The organism is Megasphaera stantonii, from assembly GCF_025567065.1.
Classification (GTDB): domain Bacteria; phylum Bacillota; class Negativicutes; order Veillonellales; family Megasphaeraceae; genus Megasphaera; species Megasphaera stantonii.
Window position 1 is genome coordinate 49,427 of sequence record NZ_JAOQKD010000011.1, and the last position, 26,179, is coordinate 75,605.

Below are 26,179 nucleotides of genomic sequence, written 5' to 3' on the forward strand. Positions count from 1 at the left end.
GCACGACAGTTCTCGTATACGCCATATGCAGTTATAGTACCATGAACAGCGTCCCTATGGTGATGAGGACTGCGCCGACGACGACTTTTAACGTTGCCGTTTCATGAAACAGGATAAAGGCCAAGAGCAGGGTAATGACGACGCTCAGCTTGTCGATGGGCACGACCTTGGACACGTCGCCCAGCTGCAACGCCTTGTAGTAGCAAAGCCACGACGCCCCCGTCGCCAGTCCCGACAGGATGAGAAAGAGCCAGCCCTTCCGGCTGATGCCGCCGAGGCCGTCCCAGTTTCCCGTCAAGGAGACCATGCCAAAGGCCATGATTAAGGCCACAGCCGTCCGGATAGCCGTCGCCACATGGGAATTCACGCCTTCGACGCCGATTTTTGCCAAAATAGTCGTCAAAGCTGCAAATACGGCCGATCCCAGAGCTAACAGCGCCCACATCATTCTTCATCTCCCTCTCGGCCTATTATCGCGAGCGGAACCGATAGCCTGCGCCCCACACCGTTTCGATATACTTCGGCTTAGCAGAATCCCTTTCTATCTTGTCGCGGATGCGGTTCACGTGGACCGACACAGTCGCCGTTTCGCCCAGGGATTCTGCGCCCCAGACGCGGTCAAAGAGCGTCTCCTTGCTGAATACCATGTCGGGATTTTTCGCCAGGAACAAGAGCAGTTCAAACTCCTTATTGGCCAGCGCTATTTCCTTGCCGGCGATGAAAACCCGCCGCGCCGACTCGTCGATTTCCAGGTCGCCGTACTGGAGGACGCCCTTCGACGCCTCCCGGGCCGTCAGCCTGTCGTAACGAGCCAGATGAGCCTTAACGCGGGCGACGAGCTCGTTGGGGCTGAAGGGCTTTACGATGTAGTCGTCTGCGCCCAGTCCCAGGCCCCGTATCTTGTCGATATCTTCCTGCTTGGCCGACACGAGAAGGACGGGGATATTTTTATGTTCGCGAATATGGCGGCAAATCTGGAAGCCGTCCTGGCCGGGCAGCATGATGTCCAGCAAAATCAAATCGAAGGGCTGCCGCAGCGCCTGCTCCTGCCCCTTGATGCCGTCCACTTCAATGGACACGGCGAAGCCGTTGGCTTCCAGATAGTCCTTTTCCAATTCGGCAATGCCTTTATCGTCTTCAATGATCAGTATATGCTTCATGATGGTTCCCTTCCTTTTGTACAGGCAGCTCGATGCAGATCGTCAGTCCCTTGGGCTGGGTCTGTTCGGCCCAAATCTTCCCTTTCATTTCGTCGATGATCTGCTTGGCTACGGCTAGGCCCAGGCCGCTTCCCTTAGCCACGTTGCTGCGGGCCTTGTCGGTCCGGTAAAACGAATCGAACAGCTTAGGCAGGTCGGTTTCGCCTACGCCGCGGCCGTCGTCGGCAAAGGTCAGCCGTACGGCGCCGTCTCCGGCAGCGTCCAGGGATATAGCTAAATGTCCTTCGTCGCCGTCTTTATATTTTACGCTGTTGCCGATGATATTTTCCACGACGCGCTGAAAATGAGTCCGGTCCATAGCCACGACAGCCTCGTCTACAGAGGCCTTATAAGAAATGTCCAGTCCCTGATGGCGGAAATGCTCGGCCTGCTCGCCCGTATAGTCTTCCAAATAGCCGCACAGGTCTACGTTTTCCCAGCAGAATTCCACCTGTCCCAAATCAAACTTGGAAAAGAGGAACAGCGTCCGCACCAGGCGGGTCATCATCTTCGACGTATCCAAAATCATGGCGACGTAATGGCGGCGCTTTTCCGCCGTATCGGCAATGCCGTCCTTCAAGCCGCTGGCATAGCCTTCGATGCGGGTCAGGGGCGTCGCCAGGTCGTGGGAAATGCCGGCGATGAGCTCCTTGCGGTTTCTGTCGTACTTATCGCGCAGCTCGCCGGCTGCCTTGAGCTGGAGACGCATGTTTTCAAAAGACCGGCATGTGTCGCTGATTTCATCGTGCCCCTTGACCGTCACAGGATGCTCCAGATTGCCGCGGCTGATATCGCCGGCAATATCCCGCAGTTCTTCCAAGGGCTGCACGATTTGCCGCGACAGCTTTCGAGCCAGGTACAGGCCGACGCAAATCGTCAAAATAACCGTCGCAATCGTCAGCACGTAAAAGGCGACTTTCAAGATGTCTTTCGTGTGCAGATTTAAGACTCTCGTATGGGAATGCAGAGGCACATTGCCCGTCACAGCCAGGACGATGCCCGTTTTCGTGGAAACGTAGGAAAAGTCAATGCCCTGATCCGACCAGACCCACGAGGCCGTCGACTGGGCCGGCACCTTTCGCTGCACGTTGTCCATCGTCTCCTGCCCGTCGGTGCCGTTTGTCACGTATAAAAACCGGCCGTCCTTCCAGATCGCGACGCGCAGCCCTTGGTCTTCCAAATGATCGCCCGACTGAAACAGCGGCTTCATATCGCCGTCATACTGGTCAGCCCGCACGCACAGGCGGCTCAATTCAAACTGAACGGACAAGGTCGGCCCGCTGCTCTCCGGCCAGATAAAGGAAATCAGGGCCGCCCGGTTGATGTTGCCGAAGTGCAGGCCCAGAAAAATCGCGATGCTCACGACGAGCGTGAAGGCGACGGGAATAAAAATCATGATAAAATTAGACAGCAGCAGCCGCTTGCCAATCGATATGTCCCTCGAATCCATACGTATCTACATCTTCTTTCTCCCAATACTTCTGCGCAATATTCTGCTTATTGCATTATAGCACCGCCTGCGTCCCTCGCGATATGTTCTTCCTGTCGATTTCACGATGCCGTTTTTGATAAGCATACGGCAAAAAGATAAACAAAACGTAAACAAAGCTACAATTCTTCATAAAACCGTCCCTATCCCCCTTCGGCGGCCGCCAAACGGCCCACCTGCTTTGCTCCTCCAGATAAACGATAAATATTTTTATCATATACAGATTTTTGATAAAATGTATTACATATTTCCTCTAATACCTGCATTTTTTCAAAAATTAAGGGCATATCCACGACAGGCTCCTCTCTTTTTCTCACATTTTACATACCTGCCCAGCTCTTGTATTTGACAACACCCGTTCCTTAGTGATAATATGTTAAGCAACAACCAAATATACAAGTTCATCCAGAGCAGCTGAGGGACTGGCCCCATGACGCTGCGGCAACCCCCGTCAGGGAAGGTGCCAATTCCAACGGAGTATTCCGGCAGATGAAGCGACATACATGAAATACCGAGCCGTCATCTGTTTGACGGCTTTTTTAGTTGTACTGCCACCCGGTTGAACTCGTACCTAATCAAGGAGTTGATATTGTGATAAAACTGGAAAACATTACGAAAACCTATGACGGTAAAGCTCAGGTCCACGCCCTCAAAGGCGTTAACCTGACCATTGAAGACGGCGAAATCTTCGGCATCATCGGCAAGAGCGGCGCCGGCAAATCCACCCTCGTCCGCTGCATCAACATGCTCGAACGGCCGACGAGCGGCAACGTCATCATCGACGAAAAGAACCTGACGAACATGACCGACGCCCAGCTGCGGGCGGAACGCAAGCATATCGGCATGATATTTCAGCATTTCAACCTCCTCTCGTCGCGGACGGTCTTCGACAACATCGCCTTCCCCCTGGAGCTCATCGGCGCATCGAAGGAAGCCATCCAGAAAAAAGTCGCCGACCTTTTGGAATTAGTCGGACTGACGGACCGGCAGTTCAACTACCCGGCCCAGCTGTCGGGCGGCCAGAAGCAGCGCGTCGGCATCGCCCGGGCCCTGGCCAGCGACCCGAACATCCTCCTGTGCGACGAAGCCACGTCGGCCCTGGACCCGCAGACGACGAAATCCATCCTCGAGCTGCTCAAGGACATTAACCAGCGCCTTGGCATTACCATCGTCATCATTACCCACGAAATGGCGGTTATCAAAGAAATCTGCAACCGCGTCGCCGTCATCGAAGGCGGCGTCATCAAGGAAGCAGGCCGCGTCGTCGACGTCTTTACCAATCCCCAGTCCCAGACGATGAAGGACTTCGTCAAATCGGTTATCAACATGGAGCTGCCCGCCGGCATCGCCAAGATGGGCATTACGGACCAGCCTGCACCGGGGTACGGCATGCTCGTCCGCCTGCGCTTCAAGGGAGCCGCTACGAACGAACCGGTCGTCGCTTCCGTCGTGCGGCGGTTCAACACCTACGTCAGCGTTCTCTACGGCAACATCGACTACATTCAGGACGAGCCCTTTGGCTACCTCATCGTCGTTATCATGGGCGACATGGAAGCCCAGGCCAAGGCGTTCGCCTTCATCAAAGAATTACCTATCGGAAGCGAGGTTTTAGGATATGTCCCAAGAAATCATTAATTTAATGCTCCAAGGCATTCAGGAAACTGTTTTCATGGTCGCCGTCGCGACGATCATCGCCGCTATCATCGGTATTCCCCTCGGCATTACGCTGGTCACGACCAGCCGGGGCCATATTCTGGAAAACCGCTTTATCAATCAGATACTGGGCACCATCGTCAACATCATCCGCTCGATTCCCTTTATCATCCTCATGGTCGCCATCATTCCTCTGACCCGCATCATCGCCGGCACGTCCATCGGCACGACGGCGGCCTGCGTGCCCCTGACCATCGTGGCCATTCCCTTTTTGAGCCGCCTCGTTGAAACGTCTATCCGCGACGTCGACTTCGGCCTCGTCGAAGCCGCTGAATCCATGGGCGCCACGCCCTTCCAGATCATCCGCAAGGTCCTCATTCCCGAAGCCCTGCCGACGATCATCAACAACATTACGGTCCTCATCGTCAACCTCATCGGCGCTTCGGCCATGGCCGGCGCAATCGGCGGCGGCGGCCTCGGCGACATCGCTATCCGCTACGGCTACCAGCGCTTCCGCGCCGACGTCATGCTGGCGACGATCATCATCCTCATCGTAGGCGTCAACCTCATCCAGGCCTGCGGCGACTTCGCCTCGCGCAAGAAAAATAAAAAATAAGTAGATACGATATAACCCAGACCGCAGCAGAACCTGCCATGGTCTGGGTTATGTTATACAGCGCCGGATTTGACAAAGAAAGGGCCGTATGAGTAAGATGTATATATACGTATGCAACAAGGAGGCATGAAGTATGAAAGCAATGGTACTGTATTACTCTAAAACGGGCCACACGCAGAAGATGGCCGAAATCATCGCCCAGGGCATGGAACGGGTACAGGGCGTCCAGGCCAAAGCCTGCTCTATCGACGATTTGGACGAAGCGTGGGCTGCCGAAAGCAAATGCATCGTCCTGGGCTCGCCTATTTATTTCGCCAGCGTCTGCGCCGACGTCAAGTCCTGGCTCGAAGGGCCATGCAAGAAATGCCAGCTCGCCGGCAAGCTGGGCGGAGCCTTCGCGACGATGGATTATCTCCACGGCGGCGGCGACCTGGGCATTCGCCTCATCCTCGACCATATGATGGTCTACGGCATGATGACCTATTCCGGCGGCGGCTCATGTGGCGCGCCTGTCATCCATCTGGGCCCTGTAGCCTTAAGCAAAGATCTGGACGGAAGCAAGGAAACCTTCCTGACCTACGGCGAACGCATGGCGGCTAAGGCTGTCGAGTTGTTCGGCATAGAGGGATAATACTATACTTGACCCAATACTATGTATCATACAAAAGGACGCGTCATCTTAATCTGGCGGCGCGTCCTTTTTCTCTGCCTCATTGCATAATCTCCCTATGTTATATCGCTTCCAGCTTCACGCGGAACGAAATCATCCGCGCCGTGTCCATGGCATCGAACTGCACGACGTAGGCTTGCCGGTCCATATCGGCGTCGATGACGGTTCCCTCGCCGAAGACGGCGTGCCGTATCCGCTGGCCCGACGCAAAGGTCGTTTTGCCCTCCCGGTCAGGCCAGTATTTGCCGCTGTATTCGATGTAGTCCCGAGTCGCCCGGACGAGGCTGTCCGGCGGCGGATTGTCATACGCCAGCACGTCCGGGCCCATATCCAGGATAAACCGCGACGGATAGCGGACGGTACCATCAAAGTGCTGCCCGTCCGCTTCGGACAAATACAAGCCCCTTTCGGCCCGCGTCAGGGCTACAAAGGCTAGCCGCCGTTCTTCTTCCATGGCCTGCATCGTCCGTACCTTCCGCGACGGGAAAATGCCTTCGTTCAGGCCGCACAGGAACACGTAGGGGAATTCCAGCCCCTTGGCGGCGTGAACCGTCATGAGCTTGACCTTGTCGTCATCCGGCGCGGCGTCGGCGTTGGTAAGCAAGGCCACGTGGGATAAATAATGCTCCAACGTGACTTCCTCACCGCACGTCGTTTCATACTCGTACACGGCCTGCTTGAGCTCGGCCAGGTTGTCCAGCCGCTCCTGGCTGCCTTCGGTGCGAAGGGCTTTCTCGTAGCCGCTGGCGTCGAGGATTGCCGACAGGACCTCCGATACGGGCCGGCCCTCGTATTCAGCGGCAAAGGACTCGATGAGATCTACGAACTGGCGGGCCTTCGTCCCCTTAAACAGGCCGTCATCCATCGTTTCGACCAAGGCTTCATAAAGAGAACAGCCGCGGGCGTCGGCGTATTCCTGCAGAAAGGCCATGCGCCGCTTGCCCAGATTGCGCTTCGGCACGTTGGCGATCCGCCGGAAGGACAAGTCGTCTTTATAGGCGATGATGCGCAAATAGCTGAGGGCGTCCTTGATTTCCTTGCGGTTGAAAAACTGGACGCCGCTGTATATGACGTAGGGTATGTGTTCCTTCAGCAGCGCTTCCTCCACTGTCCGCGTCACGTAGTGGGCCCGGTACAGGACAGCCATGTCCTTGTAAGGCACGCCGCGTTCGCGCAAGGCCTTCATGCGCCTAGCCAGCCACTGCCCTTCAGCCTGAGGGCTTTCGGAAAAATGGCAGACCACGGCGTCGCCGTCGGGCAAGGTCGGCCGGAGAGACTTGGCCATGCGGCACACGTTGTTGTCGATGAGGGCGTTGGCTGCCGCCAGAATCTGGGGCGTCGAGCGGTAATTATCCATCATCAGAATGGTCTTCGTTCCCGGGAAGGCCTTGTCGAATTCGAGGAGATACTTCACGTTGGCGCCGCGCCACGTATAAATCGTCTGGTCCGGGTCGCCGACGATGAATAAATTCTTGTGATAGCCCCACAACACGCTCATGAGCTCGTATTGGAGCAGGTCGATATCCTGAAATTCGTCGATCATGATGTATTCCAGCCGCCGTTGCCATTTCAGCCGGATGTCGTCGTGCTCCTTGAAAATATACAGGGAAAACTTGATGAGGTCGTTGTAATCGAGGCCGAAGCATTTCTTTTCCTGATACAAATAGCCGTAGAAGATGATGTCCGCAGCCGACGAGGCTTCGTCGTACTTCTTTTTCAGCCGCTCCAGGGACATCGTAATCATGTCGGCGTAATACTCCGGCTCTTGGACGAGCTTGCGCATTTCGATCATATCCCGGGCAGCGGAAAAGGTCATATTGCGCAGCGTCAGCCCCCGTTCCTCGTAAATCATCTGAAGCATGGCGTCGATATCGGCATTATCGAGGACGAGAAAATTCTTGGGATACTGGACGGCGTGGCTGTCTTCCTGCAGGACCGATACGCAGAAGCCATGGAACGTGTTGACGTAGCCCGTGTCGTTGTCGCCGGTCAGGTTGTGGATGCGCCGGCGCATTTCCGCCGCCGACTTATTCGTAAAGGTGACGCAGAGGATATGGCCCGGCAAGATGCCCAGCTCGTTGACTAAAAAGGCAAACCGATGCGACAAGGCTCGCGTCTTGCCCGAGCCTGCGCCGGCGATAACCCGCACGCAGCCCTCCGTTGTCGTCACGGCCTGACGCTGGGCGTCGTTCAGTCCCTGCAGCAAATCCATCATCGTATCCTCCCTTTCTGCGAACATTCGTTTTTCTCATTATAACAGGAATTCCGCCGCCGCTCAATACGAAAGCCCGCCATTCTCCTGCCGCAAAAACGCAGCCCCCCTCTATTCTTTTCATCTATCTAATGATATAATAAATAAGTTATACAAAAGGAGGCATACATGTTAGAAAAATTTCAAACCTTACAAATTAGCGACGTCATTCTCAACGCCTTAAACGAAATGGGCTTTGAAGAACCGACGCCGATTCAGGCAAACGCCATCCCCGTCGCCATGTCGGGCTGCGATATGATCGGCCAGGCACAGACCGGTACGGGCAAAACGGCAGCCTACGGCATTCCCGTATTAGAAAAAATATTAGCGTCCGAGCCGTCGAAGGAAATACAGGCCGTCGTCCTGTCGCCGACGCGCGAGCTGGCCATGCAGGTCGCCGAAGAGCTCAACCATCTGGCCCAGTTCACCCACATCCAGGCCCTGCCGATTTACGGCGGACAGGATATGGAACGGCAGCTGCGCCGCCTGCGCAAATCGCCGCAGATCGTCGTCGCCACGCCGGGCCGCCTCATCGACCACATGAAGCGCGGCACCATCAGCCTGAGCCATATTTCGACGATCGTCCTCGACGAAGCCGACGAAATGCTGGACATGGGCTTCATCGAAGACATCAACCTCATCATGGCCGCCACGCCCAGCACCCGTCAGACCCTGCTGTTCTCGGCCACCATGCCCAAGCCCATTCAGCAGCTGGCGGAAACCTTCCTCCACGACCCGCAGATCGTCCGCATGAAGGCCAAGGAAGTAACTATCGACCTCATCGAGCAGTCCTACATCGAAGTGCCGGACCGCCAGAAGTTCGACATCCTCTGCCGCCTTCTCGACCTGCAGGAGCCGGATTTGGCCATCATCTTCGTCCGCACCAAGCGCCGCGTCGACGAGCTGTCCGAAGCCCTGAAAAAGCGCGGCTATTCCGCCGAAGGCATTCACGGCGACCTGACGCAGGCTAAACGGGACACGGTCATCCGCCAATTCCGCGAAAAGACTATCGATATCCTCGTCGCCACCGACGTCGCCGCCCGCGGCCTCGACATCAGCGGCGTAACCCACGTATTCAACTACGATTTACCCCAGGACCCGGAAAGCTACGTCCACCGCGTCGGCCGTACAGGCCGGGCCGGCCAGAGCGGCGAAGCGACGACCTTCGTCATTCCCCGCGAAATCGACCACCTGCGGGCCATCGAACGGCTCATCAAACGGCGCATCGCCCGCCGCAAGGCCCCGACCTTCTCGGAAGCCCTGGAAGGAGCCCAGCAGGCGGCTATCCGCCGTCTCGTCGCCGCGACAGAAGACGACAACTACAGCATCTACCGGGCCAACGCCGAAGAGCTTCTCACCCACTTCGACTCCGTCGCCCTCTTGTCGGCAGCCATCAAGCTGCTCACGAAGGAGCCGGACACGACGCCGGTCAACATTACGGAAGAAGCGCCCCTACGCGTCCACCGCTCCCGCCGTCCCTACGGCGACAAAAACCGCCGCCGCGACTATCGTCACGACCGGAACGACCGTTCCGAACGAAACGACCAGAGCGAACGCAGCGGAGACTATCGAAGCGGCAATACGAAACGCCGTCACTTTGCGCCGCGGAAGCAAAACGACAACGCGTCGGGAACGTTCCGCCGCAGCGGAGAAAAGAAGGTCCGCAAGGAACCAAACCGCTCCGTGTTCAAGCCCTATTTTAAAGACTAATTCGCCTATCAAAAAAACCGTACCCTCTGACGAGGATACGGTTTTTTCTTATTCATATGGCAATATCAAGGATATTATTTGCCTGTGAACGTAGCTTTACGTTTTTCAACGAAAGCGCCCATGCCTTCTTTCTGGTCTTCCGTAGCGAAGCAAAGGCCGAATACTTCGTCTTCATAAGCAATACCAGTGATAACGTCGCAGTTGATACCGCGGTTGATAGCTGCTTTGGAGAGCTGTACGGCGATCGGAGCGTTTTTCGCGATCTTCTTAGCCAATGCATATACGGTATCCATCAGTTCTTCCTGAGGAACAACTTTGTTTACGAGGCCGATACGATATGCTTCCTGAGCGTCGATCATGCCAGCCGTGAAAATCAGTTCTTTGCCGTAGCCGCGGCCAACGACACGGGGCAGACGCTGCGTGCCGCCGAAGCCCGGCGTAATGCCGAGGCCAACTTCGGGCTGACCGAATTTAGCGTTTTCAGAAGCATAACGGATGTCGCAAGCGCAGGACAGTTCGCAGCCGCCGCCCAAAGCGAAGCCGTTAATAGCAGCGATAACCGGCTGCGGCATGTTTTCGATTTCCGTAAACGTATCCTGACCGATTTTGCCGAATGCGCGACCTTCAACTGCATTCTTCGTGGACATTTCAACGATATCTGCGCCGGCTACGAAGGATTTGCTGCCGGAACCCGTGATAACGACGACTTTAATTTCGGAATCAGCGGCGATTTTGCCGACGAGGTCTCTTAATTCCGAAACCGTTTCCGTGTTCAGGGCGTTCAGAGCTTTCGGACGATTGATCGTAATCGTTGCAATACCGTTTTCTGCCGAGTAAAGAATGTTTTTGTAGTCCATAATTAGAACCCTCCCAAAATAATATATTCAAACGTAGGACGTGCAAACAAGGGGCGTGAATACTCACGCCCACTGCCTGACAAATATAAATCGCTTGAGTTTACATTGCTTGCTTATAGAGTTGTGTTTGTACTGCTCGCCTATTATTTCGTGTAGTCGTAGAAGCCTTTGCCCGTCTTGCGGCCGAGGTAACCGGCGTTGACGTACGTTTTGAGGAGCGGGCACGGACGATATTTCGGATCGCCGAAGCCTTCATAGAGAACTTCCATGATGTGAAGGACAACGTCGTTGCCGATCAAGTCGCTCAAAGCCAAGGGGCCCATCGGATGGTTGAAGCCCAGTTTGCATACGGAGTCGATATCTTCTTTGGATGCTACGCCTTCCATCAAAGCCTGGATAGCTTCGTTGATCATGGGGATAACGACGCGGTTGCCTACGAAGCCCGGGAAGTCTGCAACTTTAACCGGGGATTTGCCGATTTCTTCGGATACTTCTTTGATTTTTGCGAACGTATCTTCAGAAGTAGCGATGCCGTTGATGAGTTCGATCAATTTCATGACCGGAGCCGGGTTGAAGAAGTGCATGCCGATAACTTTGTCCGGACGTTTTGTAGCTGCGCCGATCTGCGTGATGGACAAAGAGGACGTGTTGCTGGCCAGGATCGTGTGTTCCGGGCAGAGTTCGTCTAATTCTTTGAAGATAGCCGATTTGATTTTCAGATCTTCGATAGCAGCTTCAACAACGAGGTCGATGTCTTTCATGTTGTCGGCCGTGCGGGTAACGAAACCGGAAATGCGGCCCATTACGGCGTCTTTTTCTTCCTGCGTCATTTTTTCCTTGCTGACCAATTTCGTCAAGGCTTTATCAATTTTAGCTTTGCCGCCGGCGATGAATTCGTCTTTAATATCATTTAAAACGACTTCGCAACCGTTAACAGCAAATACCTGAGCGATACCGGAACCCATGGTGCCTGCGCCAATAACCATTACCTTTTTACAAAACATGTTAAACTCCTCCTTATTTCGCGTGATTTTTTTCACGAGTTCTTTTCAAAAACTCACGCGCGATATTAAAATAAGTTTCACTGCTTACACTCATAGTATATCACGTTTTCCAAAAAAATCTACCGAAAAAACGCGATTTTTCCAAAAAACTGCATATTATGTATACGTTTTTTTAATACATAAACCATGTCCAATACTTTTATTTCATCATTCGATACCAAAAGCGCCGTTTACTACGTTATATTATGAACGTTGGTCATACCAGATTATGTAATTTTTCACAATTCATTTTTTTGCCCTTCGCCGACATTTAAGGCCTGCAAGATATGGCGTCTTTGTTCGTATTGCCGCCTGTACATGGCCGTGTTGTCCTTGTTCGGCCCAAAGGTCTTGTGAACGGCGAGCTGCCGCTGGAGAGCCTGCTTGAGGTCGGCAATATCGCCGGCTCCGTAGGCGGCTACGATGCAGTTTGTCGGCACGGCCCCGCCGGCGACGCGCAGCGTCGATACCTGCGTGTCCAGCATGTCAGCCTTGATCTGATTCCACAAATCGTCACGGCTGCCGCCTTCCGTAATGGTCAGGGTCGTCAGGTCGATGCCTGCCGCCCGGTACCGGTCGGTAACTTCCATGTAGTCGTAGCCGATGCCTTCGAGGACGCAGCGCCACATCGCCCCCTGGTCCGAGTCGAGGGTCAGGCCCGTGAAGGTACCGCGCACATGGGGGAAATCGCCGTTGCCGCCCGTCAGGTAGGGAATGAACATCGCCCCGTCGCAGCCCGCTGGATGGCGTTCCGCTAACTTATCCAGCTCGGCGTAGTATTCGTCGTCTTCGCGGCGGCAGACAGAGTCCTTAAACCAGCGCAGGGCCAGGCCGCCGGTCCGCACCATGCCCCAATAGAAATACGTCCCCGGCAAGGTGCCCGAATTGAAGATGAGGCCGCTTCCCGGTACGGACAATTCGGGGATGATGCCGTCCGTAGCGGCGCAGAACATAGCGCACGTGCCGGCTACGTCGACGGCCTTGCCCGCTTCCAGAATGCCGCTGCCCATCATGGATTCCATCGTATCGCCGGCGCCGGCGCAGATGGGAATGCCGGCGGGAAAGCCCGTTTCCAGGGCGTCGGCTTCGCAGAGACGGCCAATGATGTCCCAGGGCTTGACGATGCGCGGCATGTATTTCTTGTCGATGCCCAGGATGCGCAGCTGCTCATCGGACCACTCCTTGGTCACGACGTTGTAGCCCAGGCCCCAGCCGGACATGGCGCCCCAGTCGATAAAGGCGTCTTCTCCCTGCAATCCGGCCAGATGCATGAGGACGTACGGGCAGTTGTGGACGAACTTGACGCCCTTTTCCTTAAAGGCCGGAATATGCTTCATGAACCAGCGGGCAAACATGGCCGGGAACATGACGTTCGGCTCGGCGTTGCCCGTTTCGGCCGCCCAGATATCCAGCTTCAGGGCCTTCAGCCCTTCTACGTCGTCGGCCGTGCGGCTGTCCAGATAATTGACGTACGGCGTCACGGCGTTTCCTTCGGCGTCGATGCCGGCGATGCCGCAGATGATGCCGTCGCCCATGATAGCCCGCACCGCCGCCGGGGAAATCCCCTTTTCTTCCAGCTGGCGGCTGCACGACGCCATGCACTGCTTGATGAGGCGGTAATATTCGTCTACGTCCATCTGCACCCAGCCGGGATGAGGATAATACAGCGTCGTCTTGGCCGTATCCATAGCTACGCATTCCATGTCCTCGCTGTACACGGCGACCTTTACGCTCTGCGTCCCGGCGTCAAATCCCAAATAATATTTCTTTTCCATATCCATTACCTGCCCTTCTATCTTGCGGCAAATCAAAAAAAGGCCGGAATACATCCAGCCTTTTCGCACTTGAGAACGGCACGGCAAACACACCTGTGCCACGCCCGAAGTCTTTTCTCATCCAGACTATACTGTCGGTCCCGGAATTTCGCCGGGTCAGCTCCCTCACGAGGTTGCGGACTATCACCGCCGGTCAGGACTCTGAAAGGATTTCCCTTTCTCACCTTGCCTCAAAGACTAAATATATTAATGTAAATATATTATGTATTTTTTACATATATATCATACTACGATGGAATGGAAAAAACAAGTAAGACGACGGCAAAAGCAAAGCCCGCCCGGTGAAACGCCTTTGTCCAGACGCCGGTGCCCTATTCACCGCGCTGCGCTCCATAGTGCTCCTGCAGATATACTTCCGTAAACTCGATGAACCGTTCCAGCAGCGGCGACAAGAACTGGTTCTTTTTCCAGACCATGTAGCTGCCGTTTTCGATGAACGGCTTCATAGGGCGCATGCACAAGCCCGGCAAGACCGTGTCGAAGTCCAGCCCCAAGGCCAGGCCGACGCCGTTGTCCGTCAGGACCATCTTGTTGTATGCCGACAGATTCATGTACACGGCCAGGCGCACGTCGGACTGCCAACGCCCCAGCCAGGCTTCGACCTGATTTTTTACGGACAAGCGGGCCGGCATGATGAGGCGCTGTCCTGCCAGATCCTGCGGCTCGACGGCCTCCTTGGCCGCCAGGGTATGATCCTGCCGCATCAGCACGGTCCATCGGTCCTTGAGAGGCATGCGCAGGTAGCTGTACTTGCTCACGTCTACGGGCTCGATGAGCAGTCCGAAATCGAGGGTCCCCTGCTCGATGCGCTCCTTCACGTCGTCGGCAATGCCCGTATACAAGATAAACTGCACCTCTCCATAGGCCTGCTGAAAGGCCGCCATGACCTTGGCCATAGGTTCCAGATTCTTCGTCTCGCCGCAGCCGATGGCGATTTCTCCGGAAATGACCTCGTCTTGACGCGACACTTCCTTCGCCGTCTTTTCGGCCAGGTCGACGAGCTCCTGGGCCCGGCGGCGCAGTATCATGCCCTCCTCAGTCAGTATGATGCTGTGCTTGCTGCGCTTGAACAGGGACACGCCGAACTCTTCCTCCATCTGCATGAGCTGGCGCGACAAGGTAGGCTGCGTAATGTGCAGCATCTTGGCCGCCTTCGTAATATTCTCTTCTCTGGCAACGACTAAAAAATACTTCAGCACGCGCAGTTCCATGTCCCATTCCCCTTTCGGCAAACATCCCTCGAACCTTGAAGGCCATTCTTAAAATATATACGTAATCGTATCATTTTTCCCCATAAAATTCAATCTTGGAGCTGCTGCAAGGAAAAAGGGCCTTCTCCTCTGCGGGAAAAAGCCCTCTCTCGTTTATTTATTGATGATCTTTCCGATATTCTTCAATTCGATGGAAATGGTGCCGTCGGGATTGTTGATAAACTGGATATAGTCCGTGTTTTCGATGTATTCCGACGGGAAAATGATTTCAATGCCCGTGTCGGTCTTGATCTTGTGGCTGCGGCCGGCCCGTTCGGCAAAGGCCTTGGCGATGGGCACGTCGGCAGGCAGCTTGGCTTCTTCCAGCTGGGCGGCAAATTCATTCCGCATGGCCTGCGAACCGGCGAATACCTCTGCCCCCAAGTCCTGCGGCGAAAAGGCTTCGGCCGTCTCGGCGTTTTCGACAAGGTAATTCTTGGCCTTCGACAAGACCTCTACCGTATTTCCGCCGTGATCCTCGGCGACCTTGGCGGCAATCTTGCTGACCAGCTTGACAGCGTCCTTGGCCGAAATGACCGACGTACACTGCAGGAGCCGTTCCGGCAGGATATAGATGTCTTCCCCGTCCATCTGCCGCTTCTTGTCGACAAAGCGGATGGAGAAATCGCCGCAGTGTATGAGGGCGTAGGCCTCTATCTTCTGAGACGCGCCGGGCAGGATAGCGTAATGCTTGATAAGCTTGTTGTACACCGCCCCGTCGTCGTCCAATATCTGATGGGTGTAGGCCGTCTTGTTGTCCAGCAGGAGCACGCCGATGCAGCGCACGTCGGCGTCATCATTGAAATCAACGACGAGGACGTCCAGCGACGACGGCCCGTCGCAGTGCGATAAGATGTCGTAGAGCTGCCGCGCCGTCTGGGACGCAAATTCATCGAAGTCCATCTCGCCGCCGACGAGCTGCTGCAGCAGGGCCTGATAGGAGCTCGTCGCGTAAAATACGCCCGTCTGCTGGCCTGCGTCCTGCAGGATGCGGTTCATGCGCTTGTCCACGTATTCGTACACGACATCGCTGCTGAAATCAAGATCCTTCTGCGACAAGATGCACATGTTCGTATTGAAATCCAATATATGTAAAATCGCTTTCTGTATCATCATACGTATCTGTAGTTACCTCTTGGTTATCCTTTATGCAGGGTAAAGACCGTCGCCTCGCGGGAGCAGAATACCCGGAAGGGCAGCCAGTGGCCCGTGCCGCGGTTGACGTAGCCGTACGAGCGGCCCTGACGGTACATGCCCCGCAGGTACTTGAAGCCGACGGACTCGACGACAGGCCCGATGAGAGCGAACTGAGCGCCGTGGGTGTGTCCGCACATCGTCAGTGGGATGCGCCGCTCAAAGCCTTCGTCAATGAAATCGGAATGATGAGCCAGCATGACGACGAAGGCCGACTCGGGAACGCCGTCCAGAGCCGTTTCCACATACTCCCGCCGCTGGGCCGCAAAGGCCTCGTCGCCGCGGGCAAAGCTGTAATCCGTGCCGGCAATGTAAAAGGGCGCGTCGTCCCGCCCGAACTGACCGGCCAAGCCCCGCCCCCTCCCGGGCGAAGCCTCTATGGCGCTGTTGCGCAAAATGCGTACCGGCGTTGTCTCCAGCATGGCCGTAATGGCCTCGAGGCCGCGGTAATACTCGTGATTGCCGTAGCAGTAATCCATGCCGTCGGGAAATTTCGCCGCCATCTCCCGCAGCACGTCGCCGCACTGCGGCAGGAGAGACAGCTCATCGATAAGGTCGCCCGTAATTTCCACGCGGCTTACCCCCTCCGCCGCCAGCGCCTCCAAAGCCTCGCGGAGCCGCTCGGGACTGACGAACAGCCCCAGGTGGACGTCGGAAATCTGGCCGATTTTATAGCCGTCGAGGTAGTCCGGAAGGCCGGGATAGTGCAAGTCGTGACGTGTTACGGCCAGATAGCTCTCGCCAACGAAATTCCCCAATACGCTCGTGCCGGCCGCCGCCACGGGGATGACCGCCGCGACGCCGCGCAGGAAGGAACGCCGCGTAATCCCCCGCCCCTTCTCCGGCGGTACAGGCGGCATAGTCGTCACGCCGCGCCGTTTCTGCTTCCACCGCCGCAGACGCCGCTCGATAAAAACAGCGGCAGAGGCGACGACCAAGACGGGAAAGGCCAGGAAAAACAGGAAAAACCAGCTGATAGCCCCCAAGGATCCGTACATGAGGAGCATCCCCTCGACAGTTCCCTGCACAGCCGGAAACACTCGCCCGTAGTAAGACAGGCCTGCGCCGGCAATAACCGTCGCTGCCGCCACGAAGACGACCAGCGCCAGCCAGCGGCTGCGGCGGTAGATGTAGTTCCACAGCACGGCGGAGCATACGCAGATGCACGACATGATGATCATGAAATTGATAAAAAACGGTCCCTTCATCTCGCCATGGCAGTAATTTTACCGTGAGGCCCCGCCCAAGGAACGGACGTCACGTCGCCTTGCGGCAGCCACTGCCAATCCTCCTTTTCCATAAGCTCTCCGCCAATCCGGCGGCCTTCGTAAATGGTCATCTGCCATATCTTGTGGGAAAAGACGTGCTTCAGCGTCCCTATGGGCTCGTCGTCGACGGCAATCGTCACGCCGACGCCTGCCGTCAGCTGCCGTACGCCGTCCAAGCCGTCCGTCCCGTTGGGAAACTCCCACATTGACGCCAGCAAGCCCTGCGGCGGCCGGCGGTGGATGAGCCAACGCCCCTTGTCCTCTACGACGACGATCGTTACCTGCTCCGTCGGCACCTTTTTCTTCACGATGCGCACGGGCAGCTCCTGCTCCCGGCCGGCCCGCTTCGCCATGCATACGTCGGCCAGGGGGCACTCGCCGCAGCGGGGATGCTTGGGAATGCAGATCATAGCGCCGAAATCCATGAGCGCTTCGTTGAACGCCCCGGCCCGGTCCGGAGGAATCTGAGCCTGCGCCAAGGCCGTAATTTCCTTTTTCACCGGCCCCGACAAGATATTGCCGTCTATGTTGTACAGGCGGGCGAAAACCCGCAGGACGTTGCCGTCTACGGCGGCCTCGGCCTCGCCGTAGGCGATGCTCAGGATCGCCCCGGCCGTGTAGTCTCCGACGCCCTTCAAGGCCAGTATGTCCTTTTTATTCTTCGGCACCTTGCCGCCGTACGACGCCGCGACCTCGCGCACGGCCTCGTGGAGATTGCGGGCCCGCGAGTAGTAGCCCAATCCCTGCCACTGGCGCAGCACGTCGTCCTGCGAGGCCGCCGCCAGCGTAGGAATATCGGGAAAGCGGTCCATCCAGCTGTCGTAATAGGGCCGCACCGCTTCGACCTTCGTCTGCTGCAGCATGATTTCCGACACCCATACCTTATACGGGTCCCGCGGCACGTCGCGCCGCCACGGCAGGTCCCGCCCGTGGGCGTCGAACCATTCCAGCAGCACCGGCGACCACAAGGCCCCGTCCTTCATATCCTTATCATTCATATATCTACCATCCTTTCGCAGCTCCCCCGTCGCCGGAAAAGCTGTATCTATAATTATATCGCATCAGGTTTAAAAAAGGCAGTCCGTATGCTACAATATATAATGAATAAAAAAGGAGCATACACTATGGAACAGAATCCATTGCACCATATTCTCGAATACAATTTAGACATAGGGAAAACGAAGCCCGACACGGTCCATCGCGACGAATCGTACTGCCCCTTCTGCGACGTAGGCCATTTGAAGAACATCATGGACACCAGAGGCCATATGATCTGGCTGGAAAACGCCTATCCTGTCCTGAAGGATTCCTGGCAGACCCTGATCATCGAAACGGACGACTGCGACGGCGACTTTTCTACCTATGACGCCGCCTACGCCGTCGATCTCATCCGCTTCGGACTGGAAAAATGGCGGCAGGTTAAGGCCATGGAACGCTTCCGCCGCGGTTCCGTCGTATTCTACCGCAACCACGGCTACATGTCGGGCGGGACGATTCACCATCCCCACTCGCAGATCGTCGGCTTCGAGCACTACGACTACCACGACGACATTCAGGCCTGCCACTTTGCCGGCACGCCCATCCTCTGCGAAGAAGGCATAGAAGTCAACCTGTCCCTGCGGCCCATCATCGGATTTTATGAAATTAACCTCATCCTTTCCGACGAAGAAAAGCTCCCCCAGTTCGTACGCTATATGCAGCGCACGGCGGACTATTTCATGTTCAAATTCATCCGCAGCAACGACAGCTACAACATCTTCTTCTACGACTTTCCCGGCGACGACAGGCTGTACGTCAAGATCATGCCCCGCTTCCTGACCAACCCCCTGTTCGTCGGCTACATGATTCCCCAAATATCCAATCCAGGCCATCGGGCCCAGTTCATCGAAGCGATGAAAGGGCAGCTCGCCCAGCCTTAACTCACCAATCCCCTATAGAAAGGAAAGATACATGCGTTTATTTGCAATCGGAGACTTACACTTATCAGGCCATCCGCCTAAAAAGCCAATGGAAATATTCGGCCCCCGCTGGAAAGACCACTGGAGCCGCATCCAGGAAGACTGGAACAGCCGCGTCACCGCCGACGATACAGTGCTCATCGCCGGCGACACGTCGTGGGCCATGCACCTCAAGGACGCCCAGGAAGACCTGGACGAAATCCGGGCCCTGCCGGGACGGAAGCTCATCATCCGCGGCAACCACGACTTCTGGTGGGAAAGCGCCGGCAAGCTCAACCGCATGGACGCCGAGAACAACATGCAGTACCTCTACGGCACGACAGTCACCCTCGACGAAGGGCGCATCGCCGTCTGCGGCACCCACGGCTGGGTCTGCCCCGGCGACATCCACTACAAGGAAGAACGGGACGCCAAGCCCTACCGCCGCGAGCTCCTGCGCGTCGAGCGCACCCTGCAGGAAGCGGAAAAGCTAGGCTGCAAGCACACCATCCTGCTCCTCCACTACCCGCCGGTCTGCGACCTGACCAAGCCCAGCGGCTTTACGGAGCTCCTGGAAAAATACAAGGTACCCCTGTGCATCTTCGGCCATCTCCACGGCATGCAGCCCAATACGATGTTCCCCCGCCGCTACAACGGCACCCTGCTCCACCTTGTATCGGCAGACTATCGGGACTGCAAGCTCCTGGAAATCACCTTTGACGAGGAGGAAGGAATATGAGCCAAATCGCCCAAAAACACCTCCTGGCCGGCATCATCTTCGGCGACGCCGAAACGGGAGAATACATCTACCTGCCTGGCGGCGAAGTCGGCGCAGACAATCCCCTTTGCGTCTTCGAACACGACGGCGCAAAGGAAGACGTCACCCTGGAAGAAGCAGGCTATCTCGTCGACCACCTGACCCTAAAATCATGCGCCCATCCCACCTTGGGAAGGCGGTCGTTTTAATACAAAAAATATAAACCCAGCGTCATGAAGCGCATACACCTTTCATGACGCTGGGTTTTCGTATGTTACAAAACTTTCTTCCACAGCTGTCGGCATCGCTGCTGACAACAACGCCTGTGTCAAGTCAATTTCGCCTTCAGCAGCTCGACATCGGCTATAGACAAGCCCGTCGCCGCGGCAATCAGGGAGATATCCATACCCATGCGCAGCATGTTAACGGCTATGAAAGATTTTTCTTCACGTCGGGCCTCGGCCATGTCGCTGCGGTAATCCCGCAGGGCTTTTTCCCGCTGCGCGTACTGCCGCCGCATGATTTCGTCTTCTGTAAAAGCCATTTCGGCGTTGACGACTTCTTTCATAACCGGGTCGCTCATGGCTAATTCCTCCGTTTCTTCGGCATCGTTATTGACAACAAAGCCTGTGTCAACGCAGTTTCGTCTTCAACAGCTCGACATCGGCTATAGACAAGCCCGTCGCCGCAGCAATGTGAGACACGTCTATCCCCAGCCGCAGCATGTTGACAGCAATAGAAACCTTTTCTTCACTTCGCCCTTTTTGCTCCCCCTCACGTCTCCCTTTTTGCTCTCCCTCACGTCTCCCTTCCAATATACCTTCACGTCGGGCCTCGGCCATGTCGCTGCGGTAATCTCGCAAGGCTTTTTCCCGCTGCGTATACTGCCGCCGCATGATTTCGTCTTCTGTAAAAGCCATTTCGGCGTTGACGACTTCTTTCATGATCGGGTCGCTCATGGCTAACTCCTCCGTTTCTTCAGCGCTGCAATTTGAAAAATAGGCCGTCCATTTTCCCAATCGGTGCAGCGACTTAATATCACTATACGTAAACTTCTTCAGTTCAATAAAATGCATGGCGAAATGATGAGTCAGCACCTGTTTCGACACGTCGTTACAAATATGATATACATTATGCCAGCTTTCCTCAGGCAAATACTCAAAGTCCATCAGCACGATGGAAACAGCCGGTTTCAAAGCGCTGTATTCATCGCCCCGTTTGAGCTGCCCGCCGTACATCTCGGCCCAGTAATACAAAAACCGCCCGGCCAGATGTGGGTGGCGCTGTATTTGTACTTCAATATCGATGAGCATGCCTGCGTCGGTCCGGGCCAAAATATCCAGCTTTACCAGCTTGCTGTCAGTCTGCTGCGGCTCCTTGTCCTTGTCGATAAATACTACATCCGTAATATGAGGCGTCTCGTCGCCATACAACACGGCGTTGAGGAAATGAATCGTCAAGTTTTTCCGTTTTTCATTTCCCAGTAAATACTTAAAATAAAAGTCGTTCAGCCGATTGATTTCTGTCGTATACATAGGTCACTTCCTTTTTCTGCGCAATGACTCCGCGCGATGGTATCTTTACCTTATTATACCATACGCCGACCGCCATCTCCCAGCAGCCAGCCATGCCGTTTACGCCATCAGTTTCCACTGTAGCCTTCAACTGAATGTATACAGCGCCATGAGGCCTATATGCCTTCATGACGCTGTTTTTCTTATCCATTCAGCTGAATTAGCTCAGAAAAAAAACGAGCCGAGGTTTCCCCCGACTCGTTTCGTATATGCTGCGCCAACGCGCATTAGTTATGAATAGGAATTATGCGTTTTGATTAGCCGCAACCTGTTCCATTTCCGGTTTGAATTCATTTACCAGTTTCTGGTCGACCTGTACGCCCTTGCTCATGGCCTTGTAGATGATTTCAGCCATTTCGTAGCGAGTCATGGTGCGGTCGCCGTGGAATTCGCCGTCAGGATAGCCAGCTACGACGTCGTTGCCAGCCAATTTCGTAACAGCTTCATATGCCCAGTGGTTAGCCGGTACGTCGGGGAATTCCTTGCTCAGAGACGTATCAATAGCCCCCAATACGTTCTTCAGGTCCTTATTTTCCTGTTCCAAAGCAGCGATCTTCTGATCCATTGCTTCGAGACGAGCCATGACATCGTCCGATACAGACTTGCCGGAAGCGCCTTCGCCAACGCGGAAGGTTACGCCGATATTGGCAGCCGTTTTCTTATCGCCTTCGAAGGACGTTGCCCCACCGAGGGACAGCATGACGTCGCGGTTGAAGTGATAGAAGCCGCCGATAGCCGCTGCCTGCGTGCCATCATAGGTACCCATAGCCGCAGAAATCTGGAACTTCGAACCCGTGCCATCGTAATCGAGCGGATGGAGACCGGCCAAGGCTGCGGAAATCGCACCGACGCTGTCGATTTCATCGCCCAAGTCGGATACGCGATGTCCGAGGGAGTTGATGGCCTGGCTGTTCTGAGCAATAGCCGCCGTATTCTGGTTAATGCCCGATGTCAAATCAGCCGCGCCGTTATCCAGCTTGCCGCTGCCAACCGTCGTTTTGACTTCATTGATAGCCGTCGTATTGTTGTTGATGCCAGTAATTACGTCAGATGCACCATTATTGATAGTCTTATAGCCGCCGTCTTCGTTAACGCCGATTTGTCCTTTAATGCCAGAAACATCGGCACCGGTCGCTACAGTTTCCCCACCTACGGTCAGTGAGCCGTCAACATTCAAATCACCGCCGACATTCACATCACCAGTAGTCGTTACAGTATCAGCTGTTACGTTGCCGTCTTCAAGGCCTACGCCATTAATCGAATTGGTATAGTTGCCGCTATCATCTTTATCCCATTTAACAGCACCTTCTGTCGCTTCGGTAACAGCGCCGTCAACAGCCTGACCCAATTCGCCTTTCGTAACGACGCGGTTATTTTCATTCGCCGAATCGCCAATATACATATTCGACGCTGTAATTACACCATATTTATTAATTGTCGCTTTACCGTAGCCAACGGACAACTGCCCATCCGGATCGACAGAGAAAGCGCCATTACCCATAGCAAGGCTGCCGTCATTACCAAAGTATATTTTATCACCAATCCTAAGATCATCTTCAACCGATACATCGCCCCGGACAGTTACGCCGTCTTCATTAAGCCCAATGGACGTATTCGGACCATAGTTCATGCCCACATAATCCCCACGCACTTGAAGCTGGGACTTTCCAACCTGCGAATACATTGTACCGTCAGAATCTACCGTAAATTTGCCACCTGCCACATACAAGCTGTCAGCGTCTAAATCACCGGTATCTAATGCGCCATCCAATTTAAGGTCTCCAGAAATAGATACGCCATCTTCATTAACCATTACGTAATTATTTGTACCATATTGCATCGCAACCAGATTATCAGTTACCTGGAACTGAGATTTTCCATTTTGCGAATATACATCGCCGTCGCCAGTAACTCGGAAGTTGCCATTGCCGGCCCATAATTCACCGTCTTTATTAATTTTTACAGCACCGTTGCCTGCTTCAAAGTCACCAGCAACCGCCACGCCGTCTTCATTGACAATTATGCCGTTATCTGCATGGCGCAATACTGACTGATCTTCTGTTACCTGTAATTCAGACCGACCCGCATGAACATAGGTCGTGCCATCTGCATCAATGGTGACATCACCATTTGCCGCCCAAACATTGCCATCTTTATCGACTCGGAAAGAACCTTGCGCCGTAGAAAAACTGCCGTCGGCGCCCATTTCAGTTCCATAAATCGGGGCAAAATCATTATCAGCATCGTAACCTACAAGACCAACTTTAATGCTGTTATCTGCTGCAACGTCGCCAGTCAAAGTTACGCCGTCTTCATTAAGCCCAATGGACGTATTCGGACCATAGTTCATGCCCACATAATCCCCACGCACTTGAAGCTGGGACTTTCCAACCTGCGAATACATTGTACCGTCAGAATCTACCGTAAATTTGCCATCTGCCACATACAAGCTGTCAGCGTCTAAATCACCAGTGTCTAAAGCACCGTCTAATTTAAGATCTCCAGCAATAGATACGCCATCATTATTGACAATGACACCATTCGTGCCATGACGTAATACAGCTTGAGTATCTGTTACTTGCAATTCAGACTGACCTGCATGAACATACGTCGTACCATCCGCATCAACCGTAAAGTTTCCCTGTGCAGCACGGAGACTGCCATCTTCACCAACTTCAAAGTTATAAATGCCGTTACCATCGCTATCATATGCAGCAACGCCAACTTTTAAGCCATTATCAGCCGCAAGGTCACCAGCAACAGACACGCCATCATTATTGACAATCACTCCGTTGTTACCATGGCGCAATACCGCTTGATTATCTGTGACCTGCAATTCAGACTGGCCTGCATGAGCATACGTCGTACCATCCGCATCAACCGTAAAGTTTCCCTGTGCAGCACGGAGACTGCCATCTTCACCAACTTCAAAGTTATAAATGCCGTTACCATCGCTGCCAACTTTTAAGCCATTATCAGCCGCAAGGTCACCAGCAACAGACACGCCATCATTATTGACAATCACGCCGTTGTTACCATGGCGTAATACCGCTTGATTATCTGTGACCTGCAATTCAGACTGGCCTGCATGGGCATACGTCGTGCCATCCGCATCAACCGTAAAGTTTCCCTGTGCAGCACGGAGACTGCCATCTTCACCAACTTCAAAGTTATAAATGCCGTTACCATCAACGCCAACTTTTAAGCCATTATCAGCCGCAAGGTCACCAGCAACAGACACGCCATCATTATTAACAATCACTCCGTTGTTACCATGGCGCAATACCGCTTGATTATCTGTGACCTGCAATTCAGACTGGCCTGCATGAATATATGTCGTACCATCTGCATCAATGGTGACATTACCATTTGCCGCCCAAACATTGCCATCTTTATCGACTCGAAAAGAACCTTGCGCCGTAGAAAAATTACCATCTTCTCCTATTTCAGTTCCATAAATCGGTGCAAAACCATTATCTTCATCGTAACCTACAAGACCAACTTTAATGCTGTTATCTGCTGCAACGTCGCCAGTCAAAGTTACGCCGTCACGGTTAACGATGACACTATTACTACCATAGTTTAATCCAGTCAAATCGTCTCTTACCTGTATTTGAGACTGTCCTGCACGAATATGTGTTGTGCCATCTTCACCAACCGCAAAATTACCATTCGCAGCCTCTATAGTACCATTATCTAACGTTACGCCATGAATCGTCTTAGTTGCTTTATCACTGGGATCTTGCAGCTGACCTACGGTTACAACGTCATCAGCATCGGTACCAGCCGCTACATTAACAATTTGACGTTTCAACGTAGCATTACCAACAGAAACCGTATTCGCTTTTGTTGCTTTACTAAAATCACCCAATGCTACAGAGTCTTCTGCTTGTGCATCTGTATGATATCCTAACGCTACAGAGCCTGCGCCATTTGCATGACTATTTCTTCCTAAAGCGACAGCATTTTCCCTGCTTGTAGAACTACCTTCCCCAATAGCCACACTATATGGGCCATGTACAAAACTATCTTTCCCTATAGCAATAGCAGCCGGAGACCATTCATCTACTCTGGCGTTCTTTCCTATAGCAACAGAATTATCGGCTGCTGCACTGCTACCTGGTCCTTCTGATACGGCATTCTCACCAGCCGCCTGCACACCGCCAACACCCGCCGTCAGCACAAAAGCCGCCAACGCAGCCAAGGCGCTCTTTCCTACGCGGCTCGTCGTGCTTTTCGTGCAGCTATGCGCAAATTCCGACGTGACGACATACTGATGCTTTACTTTACTCCAAATGACTTTGTAAATCTTATTCATACTATATTCCTCCCTTAAAGAGTTTTGAGCTTCATGTGTGTTTTCTTCGATGCAGGGAAAACCAGTGCTGTCGGCAGGCCGCGCTGCAAAAGATAGTGCGCCGGTCGTACGGCTCCGTCACTTCCACAAAGGTATCGCAGTTTCGACAATGGAACGAATGGCGTATGGCTTGGGATCTGACGTTTTTAGAATGTTTCCAGTACAGCCGTTCGCAATGAGCCGAGCAAAACTTCGTCCGCCGGTCCGTCGACTCCGTGACCCGTACGAGTCGTCCGCATTTCAGGCAGCGGAAGGTACGCAGGGCTTCTTTTTTCCGCGACGAACGACCGCGGTTGTTGACGCCATGCCGATGAGCATAACGGCGGCAGTAGGCGCTGCAGTATTTCTGCGTGATTCTGCCTGCTTCAAATTCTTTGCCGCAAACAGGGCATTCAGCCTTTCGTTTCATAGGTAAACCTGCTGATCTCCAGCGGGAATATGCATGCCCCATGAAAAGCTCTTAAAAGCACGCAAAAAAGGCGGCACAAACGTATGCTGCCTGAAAAGCACGGTATCGTG

General features: G+C 54.2%; 23 protein-coding genes and 2 riboswitches. Of the genes, 7 read left to right on the forward strand and 16 right to left on the reverse strand.

Going from position 1 to position 26,179, the window contains the following annotated elements; translation table 11 throughout:
- Positions 1-31: 31 nt before the first annotated feature.
- From OCV58_RS07385 to OCV58_RS07400, 4 genes are all read right to left on the reverse strand, one after another.
- Positions 32-448 (reverse strand): EamA family transporter, encoded by a 417-nt coding sequence (locus OCV58_RS07385; protein WP_267312836.1) that lies wholly within the window; start codon positions 446-448, stop codon positions 32-34.
- Between the two features lie 22 nt (positions 449-470).
- Entirely contained in the window at positions 471-1,160 is a 690-nt protein-coding gene (locus OCV58_RS07390; RefSeq protein ID WP_154877435.1) for a response regulator transcription factor, read from the reverse strand.
- Positions 1,138-2,649, reverse strand: coding sequence for a sensor histidine kinase (locus tag OCV58_RS07395; RefSeq protein ID WP_154877436.1), 1,512 nt, complete (start codon positions 2,647-2,649; stop codon positions 1,138-1,140). The genes OCV58_RS07390 and OCV58_RS07395 overlap by 23 nt, the downstream gene beginning before the upstream one ends.
- Before the next feature lie 182 nt (positions 2,650-2,831).
- Entirely contained in the window at positions 2,832-2,981 is a 150-nt protein-coding gene (locus OCV58_RS07400; protein WP_267312837.1) for a hypothetical protein, read from the reverse strand.
- A 105-nt stretch (positions 2,982-3,086) separates the two neighbouring features.
- A riboswitch (SAM riboswitch) is annotated at positions 3,087-3,184 on the forward strand.
- 95 nt (positions 3,185-3,279) lie between these two features.
- Here OCV58_RS07400 and OCV58_RS07405 point away from each other — a divergent pair.
- The 3 genes from OCV58_RS07405 (at position 3,280) to OCV58_RS07415 (ending at position 5,588) form a co-directional block, all read left to right on the forward strand.
- The gene (locus tag OCV58_RS07405) at positions 3,280-4,323 is read left to right on the forward strand and encodes a methionine ABC transporter ATP-binding protein (protein ID WP_154877437.1); all 1,044 of its coding nucleotides are present in this window, start codon (positions 3,280-3,282) and stop codon (positions 4,321-4,323) included.
- Complete coding sequence (locus OCV58_RS07410; RefSeq protein ID WP_087477463.1) at positions 4,304-4,957, forward strand: methionine ABC transporter permease; 654 nt, start codon at positions 4,304-4,306, stop codon at positions 4,955-4,957. Before OCV58_RS07405 ends, OCV58_RS07410 begins: the two co-directional genes overlap by 20 nt.
- Before the next feature lie 133 nt (positions 4,958-5,090).
- Positions 5,091-5,588, forward strand: coding sequence for a flavodoxin family protein (locus OCV58_RS07415; protein ID WP_087477464.1), 498 nt, complete (start codon positions 5,091-5,093; stop codon positions 5,586-5,588).
- A 100-nt stretch (positions 5,589-5,688) separates the two neighbouring features.
- On the opposite strand, the gene OCV58_RS07420 is transcribed toward OCV58_RS07415, so the two are convergent.
- Positions 5,689-7,842 (reverse strand): ATP-dependent helicase, encoded by a 2,154-nt coding sequence (locus tag OCV58_RS07420; RefSeq protein WP_154877452.1) that lies wholly within the window; start codon positions 7,840-7,842, stop codon positions 5,689-5,691.
- Between the two features lie 165 nt (positions 7,843-8,007).
- Here OCV58_RS07420 and OCV58_RS07425 point away from each other — a divergent pair, with 165 nt between their 5' ends.
- Positions 8,008-9,588, forward strand: a complete 1,581-nt coding sequence (locus OCV58_RS07425) for a degradosome RNA helicase CshA (RefSeq protein ID WP_154877438.1) — start codon at positions 8,008-8,010, stop codon at positions 9,586-9,588.
- A 74-nt stretch (positions 9,589-9,662) separates the two neighbouring features.
- Here the strand turns inward: OCV58_RS07425 and OCV58_RS07430 are convergent, their stop codons facing one another.
- From OCV58_RS07430 to mutY, 7 genes are all read right to left on the reverse strand, one after another.
- The gene (locus OCV58_RS07430) at positions 9,663-10,445 is read right to left on the reverse strand and encodes a short-chain-enoyl-CoA hydratase (protein ID WP_087477467.1); all 783 of its coding nucleotides are present in this window, start codon (positions 10,443-10,445) and stop codon (positions 9,663-9,665) included.
- 143 nt (positions 10,446-10,588) lie between these two features.
- Positions 10,589-11,449 carry a 3-hydroxybutyryl-CoA dehydrogenase gene (locus tag OCV58_RS07435; protein WP_087477468.1) on the reverse strand — a complete coding sequence of 287 codons (861 nt, stop codon included), beginning with the start codon at positions 11,447-11,449 and terminating at the stop codon, positions 10,589-10,591.
- Positions 11,450-11,727: 278 nt separating this feature from the next.
- Complete coding sequence (locus tag OCV58_RS07440) at positions 11,728-13,269, reverse strand: FGGY-family carbohydrate kinase (RefSeq protein WP_267312838.1); 1,542 nt, start codon at positions 13,267-13,269, stop codon at positions 11,728-11,730.
- A gap of 99 nt (positions 13,270-13,368) precedes the next feature.
- Positions 13,369-13,505, reverse strand: a riboswitch (FMN riboswitch).
- A 129-nt stretch (positions 13,506-13,634) separates the two neighbouring features.
- Positions 13,635-14,534 (reverse strand): LysR family transcriptional regulator, encoded by a 900-nt coding sequence (locus OCV58_RS07445; RefSeq protein ID WP_154877439.1) that lies wholly within the window; start codon positions 14,532-14,534, stop codon positions 13,635-13,637.
- 153 nt (positions 14,535-14,687) lie between these two features.
- Complete coding sequence (locus OCV58_RS07450; RefSeq protein ID WP_154877440.1) at positions 14,688-15,689, reverse strand: nucleoid-associated protein; 1,002 nt, start codon at positions 15,687-15,689, stop codon at positions 14,688-14,690.
- A 23-nt stretch (positions 15,690-15,712) separates the two neighbouring features.
- Complete coding sequence (locus OCV58_RS07455; RefSeq protein ID WP_154877441.1) at positions 15,713-16,975, reverse strand: metallophosphoesterase; 1,263 nt, start codon at positions 16,973-16,975, stop codon at positions 15,713-15,715.
- Positions 16,972-18,033, reverse strand: a complete 1,062-nt coding sequence (gene mutY / locus OCV58_RS07460) for an A/G-specific adenine glycosylase (protein ID WP_267312839.1) — start codon at positions 18,031-18,033, stop codon at positions 16,972-16,974. The genes OCV58_RS07455 and mutY overlap by 4 nt, the downstream gene beginning before the upstream one ends.
- A gap of 126 nt (positions 18,034-18,159) precedes the next feature.
- Here mutY and OCV58_RS07465 point away from each other — a divergent pair, with 126 nt between their 5' ends.
- From OCV58_RS07465 to OCV58_RS07475, 3 genes are read left to right on the forward strand one after another with little or no spacing between them, the layout of a single operon-like run.
- On the forward strand, positions 18,160-18,954 hold the full coding sequence (locus OCV58_RS07465) for a DUF4931 domain-containing protein (RefSeq protein WP_154877442.1): 795 nt from the start codon (positions 18,160-18,162) through the stop codon (positions 18,952-18,954).
- A 31-nt stretch (positions 18,955-18,985) separates the two neighbouring features.
- Entirely contained in the window at positions 18,986-19,711 is a 726-nt protein-coding gene (locus OCV58_RS07470) for a metallophosphoesterase (protein WP_154877443.1), read from the forward strand.
- Positions 19,708-19,938, forward strand: coding sequence for a hypothetical protein (locus OCV58_RS07475; protein WP_154877444.1), 231 nt, complete (start codon positions 19,708-19,710; stop codon positions 19,936-19,938). The genes OCV58_RS07470 and OCV58_RS07475 overlap by 4 nt, the downstream gene beginning before the upstream one ends.
- Positions 19,939-20,057: 119 nt before the next feature.
- On the opposite strand, the gene OCV58_RS07480 is transcribed toward OCV58_RS07475, so the two are convergent.
- The 4 genes from OCV58_RS07480 to OCV58_RS07500 form a co-directional block, all read right to left on the reverse strand.
- Positions 20,058-20,312, reverse strand: a complete 255-nt coding sequence (locus OCV58_RS07480; RefSeq protein WP_154877445.1) for an Rpn/YhgA-type helix-turn-helix domain-containing protein — start codon at positions 20,310-20,312, stop codon at positions 20,058-20,060.
- A gap of 49 nt (positions 20,313-20,361) precedes the next feature.
- The gene (locus tag OCV58_RS07485) at positions 20,362-21,264 is read right to left on the reverse strand and encodes an Rpn family recombination-promoting nuclease/putative transposase (protein ID WP_154877446.1); all 903 of its coding nucleotides are present in this window, start codon (positions 21,262-21,264) and stop codon (positions 20,362-20,364) included.
- Between the two features lie 283 nt (positions 21,265-21,547).
- The gene (locus OCV58_RS12195; protein WP_154877447.1) at positions 21,548-25,621 is read right to left on the reverse strand and encodes an ESPR-type extended signal peptide-containing protein; all 4,074 of its coding nucleotides are present in this window, start codon (positions 25,619-25,621) and stop codon (positions 21,548-21,550) included.
- A 31-nt stretch (positions 25,622-25,652) separates the two neighbouring features.
- Entirely contained in the window at positions 25,653-26,069 is a 417-nt protein-coding gene (locus tag OCV58_RS07500; RefSeq protein WP_154877448.1) for a hypothetical protein, read from the reverse strand.
- Positions 26,070-26,179: the final 110 nt, after the last annotated feature.

What these genes read in the sequence shown, in the direction of transcription:
- OCV58_RS07500 (WP_154877448.1), bottom strand. Translation starts at nt 26,069, where the DNA reads ATGAAACGAAAGGCTGAATGCCCTGTTTGCGGCAAAGAATTTGAAGCA.
- OCV58_RS07470 (WP_154877443.1), top strand. Translation starts at nt 18,986, where the DNA reads ATGCGTTTATTTGCAATCGGAGACTTACACTTATCAGGCCATCCGCCT.
- OCV58_RS07390 (WP_154877435.1), bottom strand. Translation starts at nt 1,160, where the DNA reads ATGAAGCATATACTGATCATTGAAGACGATAAAGGCATTGCCGAATTG.
- OCV58_RS07480 (WP_154877445.1), bottom strand. Translation starts at nt 20,312, where the DNA reads ATGAGCGACCCGGTTATGAAAGAAGTCGTCAACGCCGAAATGGCTTTT.
- OCV58_RS07430 (WP_087477467.1), bottom strand. Translation starts at nt 10,445, where the DNA reads ATGGACTACAAAAACATTCTTTACTCGGCAGAAAACGGTATTGCAACG.
- mutY (WP_267312839.1), bottom strand. Translation starts at nt 18,033, where the DNA reads ATGAATGATAAGGATATGAAGGACGGGGCCTTGTGGTCGCCGGTGCTG.
- OCV58_RS07420 (WP_154877452.1), bottom strand. Translation starts at nt 7,842, where the DNA reads ATGATGGATTTGCTGCAGGGACTGAACGACGCCCAGCGTCAGGCCGTG.
- OCV58_RS07465 (WP_154877442.1), top strand. Translation starts at nt 18,160, where the DNA reads ATGGAACAGAATCCATTGCACCATATTCTCGAATACAATTTAGACATA.
- OCV58_RS07415 (WP_087477464.1), top strand. Translation starts at nt 5,091, where the DNA reads ATGAAAGCAATGGTACTGTATTACTCTAAAACGGGCCACACGCAGAAG.
- OCV58_RS12195 (WP_154877447.1), bottom strand. Translation starts at nt 25,621, where the DNA reads ATGAATAAGATTTACAAAGTCATTTGGAGTAAAGTAAAGCATCAGTAT.
- OCV58_RS07445 (WP_154877439.1), bottom strand. Translation starts at nt 14,534, where the DNA reads ATGGAACTGCGCGTGCTGAAGTATTTTTTAGTCGTTGCCAGAGAAGAG.
- OCV58_RS07450 (WP_154877440.1), bottom strand. Translation starts at nt 15,689, where the DNA reads ATGATGATACAGAAAGCGATTTTACATATATTGGATTTCAATACGAAC.
- OCV58_RS07410 (WP_087477463.1), top strand. Translation starts at nt 4,304, where the DNA reads ATGTCCCAAGAAATCATTAATTTAATGCTCCAAGGCATTCAGGAAACT.
- OCV58_RS07435 (WP_087477468.1), bottom strand. Translation starts at nt 11,449, where the DNA reads ATGTTTTGTAAAAAGGTAATGGTTATTGGCGCAGGCACCATGGGTTCC.
- OCV58_RS07385 (WP_267312836.1), bottom strand. Translation starts at nt 448, where the DNA reads ATGATGTGGGCGCTGTTAGCTCTGGGATCGGCCGTATTTGCAGCTTTG.
- OCV58_RS07425 (WP_154877438.1), top strand. Translation starts at nt 8,008, where the DNA reads ATGTTAGAAAAATTTCAAACCTTACAAATTAGCGACGTCATTCTCAAC.
- OCV58_RS07440 (WP_267312838.1), bottom strand. Translation starts at nt 13,269, where the DNA reads ATGGATATGGAAAAGAAATATTATTTGGGATTTGACGCCGGGACGCAG.
- OCV58_RS07475 (WP_154877444.1), top strand. Translation starts at nt 19,708, where the DNA reads ATGAGCCAAATCGCCCAAAAACACCTCCTGGCCGGCATCATCTTCGGC.
- OCV58_RS07455 (WP_154877441.1), bottom strand. Translation starts at nt 16,975, where the DNA reads ATGAAGGGACCGTTTTTTATCAATTTCATGATCATCATGTCGTGCATC.
- OCV58_RS07395 (WP_154877436.1), bottom strand. Translation starts at nt 2,649, where the DNA reads ATGGATTCGAGGGACATATCGATTGGCAAGCGGCTGCTGCTGTCTAAT.
- OCV58_RS07485 (WP_154877446.1), bottom strand. Translation starts at nt 21,264, where the DNA reads ATGTATACGACAGAAATCAATCGGCTGAACGACTTTTATTTTAAGTAT.